The organism is Acetobacterium sp. K1/6 (assembly GCF_034438075.1).
GTDB lineage: Bacteria > Bacillota > Clostridia > Eubacteriales > Eubacteriaceae > Acetobacterium > Acetobacterium carbinolicum.
Genome location: NZ_JAXQGA010000003.1, coordinates 253759 through 264065, shown reverse-complemented (window position 1 = coordinate 264065; position 10307 = coordinate 253759). Strand labels below are relative to the sequence as shown.

Below are 10307 nucleotides of genomic sequence, written 5' to 3'. Positions count from 1 at the left end.
ATATTGTGCATTTTCCAACTTGCAATACTATGGATTTTTGCTTTGCAACTTTCTACATTTTTATTTTACAATAAACATGTGATGAAAAAGCATACAGTTATAATATTTTTTAGTGTTACAATCATTATTTTTTCTATTGTTTTCTATTATTTTTCTATCATCAAGCAGGATAATATAATTAACCAAGTAAGTCAAATAAACGATCCGATATCAGCTAACGAAAAAGAAAAATTATTTAAGAATCCTTATATCCCAAACGGCTTTAAATCTGTCGATATTGGAGAAAGTAACTGGTCTAAAAACGATCAAGGCTATGTAAATTGGAATAAAGGATTAGTTATTGAAGATATTTTAAATGGAAATCAATTTGTATGGGTACCTGTTAATCAAAATGAAGTTACCTATAATAATTTAGAAAACTTGGGAAAAGCAAAAATTGATCTTACGGATAAAGATCGGAATCAAATTGATGAAAACGGAGGATTCTATATCGCACGTTATGAGTGTGGTGTTCCAAAAGAAAAAAACGAACAATTAGAAAATATAAATAAGTCTACAAACGATGTATCAGGTATTCCGGTTTCTCAACAAGGTAGTCGACCATGGAATTATATTTCATTTGATAATGCCCAGAAAAATGCAATGCTAATGTATGATCATGAAGATACACATAGTGAAATTGTTTCCGAAGCTTTCTGGAATATTACGATGCAATGGCTTAGAAATTCAGGATATGACGTTGATAAAGACAGTAATGGTTTTGGAAATTATTCAAATTCATATTTTTCTTTTTCAGGTTTATATTCGTCAGATTACGGAAAAACCTATAGTTTTAAAGAAGCGGGTGAAAAAGAGGATAAGAACTTGATTTTAGCTACGGGAATTGCCAGTAGACATGTGACAAATAATATTTACGATCTTGCTGGGAATCTAAACGAATTTGTGAATGGAAAAAAGGCTGTAGTTTATGGCGGAAATTATGATAATATTTCAAAAGCAGCCGCAAACTCATATTTGAATATATCTGAAGCAAATGATAAACAAGGATTTAGAGTGACGCTTTACCATAATGAATAGTTTTCAATTTAAAATACCGTTTTGCATTTTAAAAGCTTATAAAAATAAGATTAAGGGGGTATTAAAAAGCTGACTTCTGTACAATACAGAAATCAGCTTCTAGCCGCCTAGGTTTTTAAAATGCCCTTGATACAGGGTCTATTTCATTTTTAACAGGTTCTATCTAACATCCATTGATACGTAGTTCGTGGTGGCGTAGAAGGTGCGTATCTATCAGTATCCCCTCCCATAAATTTTGTTATTATAATTTACTCTACGACAATGTTCTTTCTATTTTTACAAAATTATTTGCTTTATGCAAATAATTTCTTAAAATGTCTTACGTTGCACTCTAAGCCTATAAACAAAATACCGCATATAATGGAATCGACAAGATATCATTTTCAAATCCAAAATTTTTGCCTGAGATACGAATCGAATAATCCGGATGATAGTGCTTGAGATAAACTGATAAACTTCTTGATTTGACATTTTCCCTTGCTTTAACCTCAATCGGCAAAACATCACTGTGTTTCTCAATTACAAAATCAACCTCGGATGTTCCCGAAGTCCAGTAATATAAAGGATAACCCTTTTGTATTAAAGCAGCGGCAACATAGTTTTCAGTCAGTGCGCCGATAAAGACATGATCATTACCTTTAATAATGTCATATTCATTGACGCCAGCCCGGTGCGACAACAGTCCAACATCACCCATATATAGTTTAAATGAAGCCATATCTTTAAAAATAGCCAATGGATGTTGACCTTGTTCGACCCGCTCGCATTTTAAGACGATTCCCGCTGCCAAAAGCCAATCAATTGATGCCCCAAATAATGATGCCCGGCCCCCCCTGACCACAACTTTATATTGAAACTTTTTATTATCTTTGGCCAACTGCGCCGGCAGACTATCAAAACAGGCCATGATTTTCGTTGTGTCGCTATATGTTGCATACTTGGCCATATCCGCAACGTAGGCATTGATGATCGCTCCCTGGATTTCTGCTACCTCAAGCAAGCTGTTGTTTTCCGAATATTCTTTTACTGCTTCAGGCATGCCACCGACAATTAAATATTCACGATAAAGGCCCATTGCCTTTTTGTGCAAAGCCGGATCCAGCGGCTCACGTTTTTCATAATACACCCTTATTTCATCTGCCAGCATTTCCTGATTCTTCGCCCACAGGAATTCTTCAAAATCCATCGGATACATATGAATTTGATTAACTTTCCCCACCGGGAAACTGAAATCTTCACGTTTTATTGCCACACCAAGTAAACTGCCCGCACCGATGACGTAATATTCTGGGGCATCTTCACAAAAATATTTCAAGCTTGTCAACGCACGCTCACAGGTCTGAATTTCGTCAAAGACAATTAAGGTTGTCTCCTTATTAATTTTCTCACCAAAATAAACCTCAAAGCGATGAATTAAAAAGCCCGGAGAAATATTTCTCTGGAAATCTTCAGCTAATTCCCTGTTCAATTCAAAATTGATATAAATCGTGTTCTGAAAATGTTTTTCGCCAAAATATTTGATACTAGTGGTTTTCCCAATTTGGCGAGCGCCATAGATTAGTGCCGGCTTACGAGAATTTTTATTTTTCCAGGAGATTAAAACATCTTCAAATTTTCGCTTCATTATCGTTCTCCATTGTGTTTTTTCTTTTAATTTACCATGATTAGCATAGATAAGTCAAATAAAATGTATTGTTCATACATTTTATTTGACTTATCTGTGTTTTTAGGTAACTACCTATCATAGGGCTATAGAAACATTTTTCTATGATAGTCTAATTAAATTGGTCACTTTTAACGACAAAAAACCTGCTACTTACGTAACAGGTTCTATCTAACATCATATTTGATGCGTCGTTCTTGGTGGCGGAGAAGGTGGGATTTGAACCCACGCACCGCGTTAACGGCCTATACCCTTAGCAGGGGCACCTCTTATAGCCACTTGAGTACTTCTCCAAAGGTAATAATGCATGTTTGTTTATTCAATTCTCTGGCATTTGATGGCCGAGAGGGTGGGATTCGAACCCACGTGGGCTTGCACCCTAACGGTTTTCAAGACCGCCCCGTTATGACCACTTCGGTACCTCTCGTAATTCAAAATGCAAGATTAATATTACCAGTGAAAGAGTATATTGTCAAGTAGTTTTAAAAAGTTTTTTCTTTTTATATTTTCACAATCCAGTTAAGGGGATCTTCCAAGTTGCCGGTCTGGACCCCATAGAGTGAATCATATATTTTTTGAGAGTATTTACCTATTTTACCGTCATTAAATATCATTTCCCTATCTTTCCACCCCAAGGTGCCAATAGGCGAAATAACGGCGGCTGTGCCGGTTGCAAAAGCCTCTTTTATTCGCCCCTGCTCATAAGCTTCTGAAAGCTCGTGTATTGTGATGCGACGCTCTTCAACGGTTTCTCCCCAGTATTTCAATAAGTCAATAACGCTTTTCCGGGTAATTCCGTTTAAGATAGTTCCTTCCAGTGACGGCGTTACAAACACGCCATCAATCAAAAAGAACACATTACTGGTTCCCACTTCTTCGATATACTGTCGTTTTTCACCGTCTAGCCATAAGATCTGTTCAAAGCCCATCTCATGAACCTTCTGCTGTGCTGCCAGACCACTGGCATAATTGCCGCCGCACTTGGCTTCTCCAGTTCCTCCCCGGACTGTCCGGGCATATTCTGATTCAACGTAAATACGGCTGGGTACCATTCCACCTTTGTAATAAGAGCCTACTGGTGACATAATAATCATAAACTTATAGCGTTTTGAAACCCGAACCCCAATAAAGGGATCCGTTGCAAAAACAAAGGGCCGAATATAAAGGGATGTCCCCGGAGACTTAGGAATCCAGGTTTCATCCATCTTGACCAGCGCCTTCAGTGCTTCTAGTAAAAAATCTTCATCAAGTTGAGGAATACACATTCGGGCATTCGATCGGTTCATCCGTTTAAAATTTTCATCAGGTCGAAACAGTTGAACCTCACCTGCCGGAGTTTTATAGGCTTTTAAGCCTTCAAAAACTTCCTGGGCATAGTGGAGAACCATTGCCGAAGGCATGATCTCTATGGGGCCGTAGGGCTTAATAACGGCATCATGCCAGCCAATACCTTCGGTATAATCCATTTCAAACATATAGTCTGTGAATTCCACACCGAAGATCAGCGAATCTTCTTCCGGTTTTTCCTTGGGATTTAGTGTTTTAACAATTTTAATTTCCATGTCTTCCTCCGAGCTCCGTCGTAAAACAAGCCTAATTTCGTTCCGTAAATGTAGTATAACAAGTCTTGTATACAAAGTACAAGTGTATTTTTTAGGAATAATGTATTTTCTGAATACATTATTTGCCCAGATTATTCTGTAAACGTCATCTTTTTTCAGAGAACAAAATGAGCAACCAACTATTATAATATCACCTGCCAATTCTTCAATACCCTGTAAAAATAAGCAAATAAAAAGACGATGGTATTTCCATCGTCCTGCCTGACTTTAATCTACAAAGTATATTTCAATATTTTGTCTTCCCCAGCTTAAGCATTCTGCTTCACTATCCATATAAATATCGATAATGCCATATCCAACGGCTCCGCCGCGATCTTCCACGGTATAAACCCCGCCAAGCGCTGGGATATAAACTTTGGTTCCGAAGGGAATACCACCCCATGTCGCAATGGTTCTGCCAGACTGTGGCACAGTTCCCGACGCGGTATTGTTTCCGGTAGCTGTGTAAGCGGTGGCGCTGACCACCATGCTGCCTTTAAAACCACTTTCTTGATTGATGGCGGTACTGCCGTCACCAGTCGCGCTTTTTTCCACCTTAACATTCCCAGACACAGACGAAACCTCAACGGCTTCTGGCATAGTAATGGTGGTAGACGGTCCCACTTCAATGATCTCTTCTATCGCTGGCATGATCACTTCACTGGTTATGACTTCACGGCTGACTTCGATGCTATTTTCATAACGGATCCGTTCTTTCATGTTGGCTTTTCCATTCTGGCCTACCTGAACAACCACTCGGGTTCCGGCTGGCAGTTCCGGATTCTCGGCAATTGTGGCCTTCATTGGTACATCTTTAATACCGGTTGATTCCACATAGGATATCCGGGTTACTTTGATGGTTGCGGTTTTTGCGGTTAATGGGGTATTGAGTCCCGGCTCGACCTTATCATCTTCATCCGGCTTAACACCATTTTCATCCAGCACATCGCCAATGGTTGCCCCACCTGACAAGTAAGTAATAGTTTTACCATCAACTAGAATCTTTCCAGAAATCTTCTTTTCAATTTCTACATTGATGACATCTTTAAATAAAGTATTTAAGGATGTACTATATTTGTATTCGTCACTGACGGGAAGATCATTCGCAATCAGGACTTCCTCCAGGGATTCGAGCAGTTTTCCATTAGCAGTGTATACCTTACCTTCGAAGTTGACCTGAACTTCTTTTTCGACGGTAAAAGCACTGGAAACACCCACAACGAGAAGCAGAATTAATGCAATAATTCCGATCTTGACGCCGGGATATCTCTTTAGAAAACCAGCTGTTTCTCTCTCTCTATTCATAAATAATACCTTTCATTTTGTCTAAATTGCATAAATAAAAGTTACACATTCGTTACAGTTAGTTTACCATCCTCCCCATTTTATGTCAAGGTTTTTATGGCTTTTGCGGGTGCAAATGGTGACCTTGTCCCAATTACAAACCGTCTTTTCGCCCATTCTGACGCCATAATGGGGGCTATGGTAAATTCTTGTTGACTGCTTTTTTTGTTGATTCTAACCGGATAAGCTAGTTTTTAGGAAACTGTTCTATACTACATCTTGTGCTTTGAAATGAACGAATTTTAAACGAACGGAGACCTTATGCTTGATACAAAAAAAAGTCAGCTACTCATTGAAATATTACAGACCGATCTGCTCAAATGGTTTGAAGAATCCAAACGGGATCTACCTTTTCGCCGTACCCGGGACCCCTATTTTATCTGGATCTCAGAAATTATGGCTCAACAAACCCAGATTGATACATTAATACCCTATTATAACCGATTTATTGATAATTTCCCGACCGTTTTTTCGTTGGCCCTGGCCTCAATCGATGAGGTCATTAAAGCCTGGGAAGGATTAGGTTATTACTCCCGGGCTCGAAACCTCCATCAAGCGGCCAGAATAATTGTCACTGATTATGATGGAATGATGCCCGCAACCTTTTCTGAACTGATCAAGCTCCCGGGGATCGGCCCTTATACCGGTGGTGCCATCGCCAGCATCGCCTTTAATCAGAAGGTCAGCGCGGTAGACGGTAATGTACTCCGGGTAATCAGCCGTTATTGTAATAGCTGTGACGACATCGGCGAAACCACAACGAAGAAACGGATAACCCGCTGGATAGAAAGCATACTACCGGATGAGGTTGGTGCTTTTAATGAAGGCCTGATGGAGTTGGGTGCCATGATTTGCACCCCCAAAAACCCTAAATGCCTGAGCTGCCCGATCCGTAGCGGTTGTCAAAGCAATGCTGCCGGTACCACTGGGTTAATCCCGATCAAAACAAAAAAACAGAAGCAACGCACTAAAAAAATGGAGGTTGGCATCGTCAAAATAAACGGTCTGCTATTTTTTGTCCGCCGGCCTGATGCCGGACTGTTATCTGGGATGTGGTCCTTTCCCATTGCTGAAACCGCCGCCGGTAACGGTCAGGATATTAAAAAAAAGCTCGAAGAAAATTTCTCCGAGCTTTGTAAACCGATTTTTATTGGGACCAGCCGCCACGTTTTCTCCCACATTATCTGGGACATGTCAGTTTTTATTTTTGATCTGGACAACAGGGTTTGTGAATCAACACTAAACCCTTATTATATCTCAGCGCAAAGGGAATCTCGATCAAATCCTCAGGTTACCTTCAAAGCCCTGTCCCAGGTTGATGACCTGGCCCTGCCAATTGCCTTTTCAAAACTTTTAGCTCTATTAACCTAATTTTAACATTAACCAATTTTCACTGCATCATTGATGCCGGATCACCTGAAAGCGCTGCACCATCACATCGGTATCGCCTTCGGGAATGCCGGCTTTTCTTTTGGCAATGGCAAGTTGCTCTTCCGGAGTATTAACCCCCTCCAGATCGGGAAGCAGCAGTCCGCGGTGTAAATCTTTTTCAACAATAACACCGTACTTTTTTGCATCCAGCTCAGCGACGCCGGTTACCGGTTCGGGGATACCCAGCACATCGACTTTGATTTCCAGGTCCATCAGTTCCTGCTCTTCCACTGGCATAAACCGGGGATCATAAGTGGACGCCTCAATCGCATTTCGAATAATCTCCTGGGCGATGTTTTCCGTCACCGGGCCAGTGGTGCCAATGCAACCTCGCAATTCCCCATGCTTATGCAGGGAAACAAAAACCCCAGCTAAATTATTTTCCAGTTCGCCAAGAACATCTGCCTCGATTTCCACCTGGTTTTTGTAATGCTCAAAATTCAATTTTCGACCCCGTTGCACCCAGGTATTGATGGCGGCCCGAGCCAAAGCTACAAAAGGGCTTTCGTTTGAACGCCTCTCTTTATAGGAAAGCACCTTATCTTCTTCATAGCGTTCCAGCAGACTGGGAATTTTTTCCTCGGTCAAATCAATAAAGGCGGACATGTAACCCACTCCAAAGGGGCCTTCGTAAGAAAACACCGTCGCTTCAGTATCCCAACCGTCAATGGTGCCCAATCCCATAACAATTGGTCTCAGGCCACATTGACCCGCTGGTTCGTAGACTTGGTGGGGAGCCGTTAAAATGGAGTAGTAATTCTTAGTTTTAATGCCACTCACGATATTTTCATCAAAAAGTGGTCCCATCGGATTAAAGGCATAGGGCCCTTCATCCTTCAGGCAATGGGATAAATCGGCAGAAGCCAGAATCATGGTTTCTTTTCCCCGGGCTTCAATTGCTTCCTTAATTACCTTACCCATTTTATAGAGTTCGATCAGACTCAGTTCCCCAATGGTGATATGGACAATTTTGTAGGTCCGATAGTATTTTTCAATAAAGTAAAGCGGTACCAACACCCCGTGATCGAGATTTAAATCGATTTTATATTCTGCGGCAATTGCTTCATTCAAAAAAATGGTATGGCAATTGTTTTTCCCAAAACTCATATTCAGTTCATCCAGGAGTCCCATATCGCAGTCTTTTTCCAGGTTGATCTCAGGATGCCCGAAATTTCTCAAATCACCCTTCATCTGGTTTTCATAAACCACAGCTACCCCATCCCGAAAGACATTGCCGTGAGGGGTAATGCAGACAATGACTTCCGGTTTGACTTCGGCAACTTTCAGGGCCAGATCTCGTAAGCCCCGAATGGTTTTTTGTGCTTCATTTTCTCTCCCTTCTCCGACCTCTGGTATTAACACCGGTGGATGACAGGCAATTCCTACTCCTTTTAAGTACATAGTTCACTTCCTTATTTCTTTTTTCTTGGATATTTTTTCTTCTAATTAAAGACTACAAAATTAAAGATTGTAAAACGCGTCTTTCCCGGCATAGGTGCCCAGTAGTCCTAACTGTTCTTCAATTCGCATCAGTTGATTATATTTGGCCACCCGATCGGTTCGGGATGGTGCTCCGGTTTTGATCTGGCCGGCATTAACTGCCACCACCAGATCGGCAATGGTGACATCTTCTGTTTCGCCAGAGCGATGGGAAACTACGACGGTATAGCCGGCCCGCTTGGCCATCTCAATGGTGTCCAGGGTTTCAGTCAGGGTACCGATTTGGTTCACTTTAACCAGAATCGAATTCGCAACGCAAGAATCAATGCCCCGTTTCAGCCGCTCGGTGTTGGTGACAAAGATGTCATCACCCACCAGTTGAACTTTTTTCCCCAACCGTTTTGTCATGACTGCCCAGCCTTCCCAATCTTCTTCATCCAGGCCATCCTCAATGGAAATAATGGGGTATTTACCAATCAGCATTTCATAAAAATCAATCATTTCCGCGGCGGTTTTCTCCACCCCTTCGCCGGCTAAAAAATACTTCTTCGTTTCTTTATTATATATTTCTGAAGCCGCCACGTCCATGGCCAGCTTTACATCTTCACCAGGAGTATAACCGGCGCCTTCAATGGCGGTAACAATCAGTTGCAAAGCTTCCTCGTTGGATTTAAGATTCGGGGCAAAGCCACCTTCATCCCCCACCGAGGTGGCCATTCCTTTTTCTCCCAATACTTTTTTAAGTTGGTGGAAAATTTCTGAGCCCATCCGCACAGCTTCTCGAAAATTCTTAGCACCCACAGGCATAATCAAAAATTCCTGAATATCCACGTTGTTATCGGCATGTTCCCCGCCGTTTAAAATATTCATCATTGGGGTTGGCAAAAGCTTGGCATTGACCCCGCCCAGGTATTTATAAAAGGGCAGTCCCAATGACTTTGCCGCCGCATGGGCCGCAGCCATGGATATTCCTAAAATCGCATTGGCACCGAGCTTACTTTTGTTTTCGGTGCCATCCAAAGAGATCAGCACCCCATCAATGGCAATCTGATCTGACGCATCCAAACCCACTAAAAACTCCTGGGCATAGGCTACACTATCGACCGCTTTTAATACCCCTTTGCCCTGATAGCGGCTGTTATCCTTGTCTCTGAGTTCAACCGCTTCAAAAGCCCCGGTTGAAGCCCCGGAAGGGACGATGCTGCGGCCCATGGTACCATCTTCCAGAATAACGTCCACTTCAATGGTAGGGTTCCCCCGGGAATCCAGTATTTCTCTGGCAAAAATATCTTCAATATAAGTATTCATATTTTCCTCCGTTTTTTATTAAAGGTGTTTACGAAACCAAACGCAACGTTCATAACACCTCTTTTTTATTTATACACCTTATTTAATTAAATAAACTAAGACTCACGAAAAAACCCTGAAAAAGAAAATCTCTTCCAGGGCGTGGTTCACGTTTATTTTTCAGGAGCAATCAACGGTTCACCTTCCTCATCAATGAGCACCGTGAGTCCGCCACCAAATTCATCAAAATGGTATAAGTAGTTGATTCCTGTTTCAGTATCTTCAATGACCTTACACCCAGAGTGCTCTCCAGTGGGTTCACTAATTACAATTTGAAACCGATTCTTCTTTTGCTTTTTTGTCTTCATTTTATCCTTTTCTCCTCTTAAATCAAGGTAGCCGACTTCATTATAACCAATTCAGAATAAAAAATCAATTTTTCCCTGTAATTTTTTAAACGCTGA

General features: G+C 41.3%; 8 protein-coding genes and 2 tRNA genes. 2 read left to right on the top strand and 8 right to left on the bottom strand.

The annotated features are described in order from the left end of the window. Window positions 1-1077, top strand: a 1077-nt coding sequence (locus U2P91_RS04290; protein ID WP_322519125.1) for a hypothetical protein, incomplete at its 5' end; no start/stop codon positions are given. Between the two features lie 337 nt (window positions 1078-1414). Here U2P91_RS04290 and U2P91_RS04285 read toward each other — a convergent pair. From U2P91_RS04285 to U2P91_RS04265, 5 genes are all read right to left on the bottom strand, one after another. Next, complete coding sequence (locus U2P91_RS04285; RefSeq protein ID WP_322519124.1) at window positions 1415-2701, bottom strand: ATP-binding protein; 1287 nt, start codon at window positions 2699-2701, stop codon at window positions 1415-1417. A 240-nt stretch (window positions 2702-2941) separates the two neighbouring features. Continuing rightward, window positions 2942-3033, bottom strand: a tRNA-Ser gene (locus U2P91_RS04280). Between the two features lie 45 nt (window positions 3034-3078). Continuing rightward, window positions 3079-3167: transfer RNA gene (locus tag U2P91_RS04275), tRNA-Ser, on the bottom strand. Between the two features lie 73 nt (window positions 3168-3240). After that, the gene (locus U2P91_RS04270; RefSeq protein WP_111888900.1) at window positions 3241-4302 is read right to left on the bottom strand and encodes a branched-chain amino acid aminotransferase; all 1062 of its coding nucleotides are present in this window, start codon (window positions 4300-4302) and stop codon (window positions 3241-3243) included. Window positions 4303-4569: 267 nt separating this feature from the next. After that, window positions 4570-5646, bottom strand: a complete 1077-nt coding sequence (locus U2P91_RS04265) for a G5 domain-containing protein (protein ID WP_322519123.1) — start codon at window positions 5644-5646, stop codon at window positions 4570-4572. A 300-nt stretch (window positions 5647-5946) separates the two neighbouring features. On the opposite strand from U2P91_RS04265, the gene mutY reads away from it, so the two are divergent. Beyond that, window positions 5947-7056, top strand: coding sequence for an A/G-specific adenine glycosylase (mutY, locus tag U2P91_RS04260; protein ID WP_322519122.1), 1110 nt, complete (start codon window positions 5947-5949; stop codon window positions 7054-7056). A 27-nt stretch (window positions 7057-7083) separates the two neighbouring features. On the opposite strand, the gene amrA is transcribed toward mutY, so the two are convergent. The 3 genes from amrA to U2P91_RS04245 all read right to left on the bottom strand — a co-directional run bounded on the left by amrA (window position 7084) and on the right by U2P91_RS04245 (window position 10211). Further along, window positions 7084-8517, bottom strand: coding sequence for an AmmeMemoRadiSam system protein A (amrA, locus tag U2P91_RS04255; protein ID WP_111888897.1), 1434 nt, complete (start codon window positions 8515-8517; stop codon window positions 7084-7086). A gap of 60 nt (window positions 8518-8577) precedes the next feature. Further along, window positions 8578-9864, bottom strand: coding sequence for a phosphopyruvate hydratase (gene eno / locus U2P91_RS04250; protein ID WP_322519121.1), 1287 nt, complete (start codon window positions 9862-9864; stop codon window positions 8578-8580). Between the two features lie 152 nt (window positions 9865-10016). Further along, a complete protein-coding gene (locus tag U2P91_RS04245) occupies window positions 10017-10211 on the bottom strand; it encodes a DUF6440 family protein (protein WP_111888895.1) in 195 nt (64 codons plus the stop codon). Window positions 10212-10307: the final 96 nt, after the last annotated feature.

Excerpts from the sequence above, each read along its gene's own strand:
- U2P91_RS04285 (WP_322519124.1), bottom strand. The coding sequence starts at position 2,701 with ATGAAGCGAAAATTTGAAGATGTTTTAATCTCCTGGAAAAATAAAAAT.
- U2P91_RS04270 (WP_111888900.1), bottom strand. The coding sequence starts at position 4,302 with ATGGAAATTAAAATTGTTAAAACACTAAATCCCAAGGAAAAACCGGAA.
- U2P91_RS04265 (WP_322519123.1), bottom strand. The coding sequence starts at position 5,646 with ATGAATAGAGAGAGAGAAACAGCTGGTTTTCTAAAGAGATATCCCGGC.
- mutY (WP_322519122.1), top strand. The coding sequence starts at position 5,947 with ATGCTTGATACAAAAAAAAGTCAGCTACTCATTGAAATATTACAGACC.
- amrA (WP_111888897.1), bottom strand. The coding sequence starts at position 8,517 with ATGTACTTAAAAGGAGTAGGAATTGCCTGTCATCCACCGGTGTTAATA.
- eno (WP_322519121.1), bottom strand. The coding sequence starts at position 9,864 with ATGAATACTTATATTGAAGATATTTTTGCCAGAGAAATACTGGATTCC.
- U2P91_RS04245 (WP_111888895.1), bottom strand. The coding sequence starts at position 10,211 with ATGAAGACAAAAAAGCAAAAGAAGAATCGGTTTCAAATTGTAATTAGT.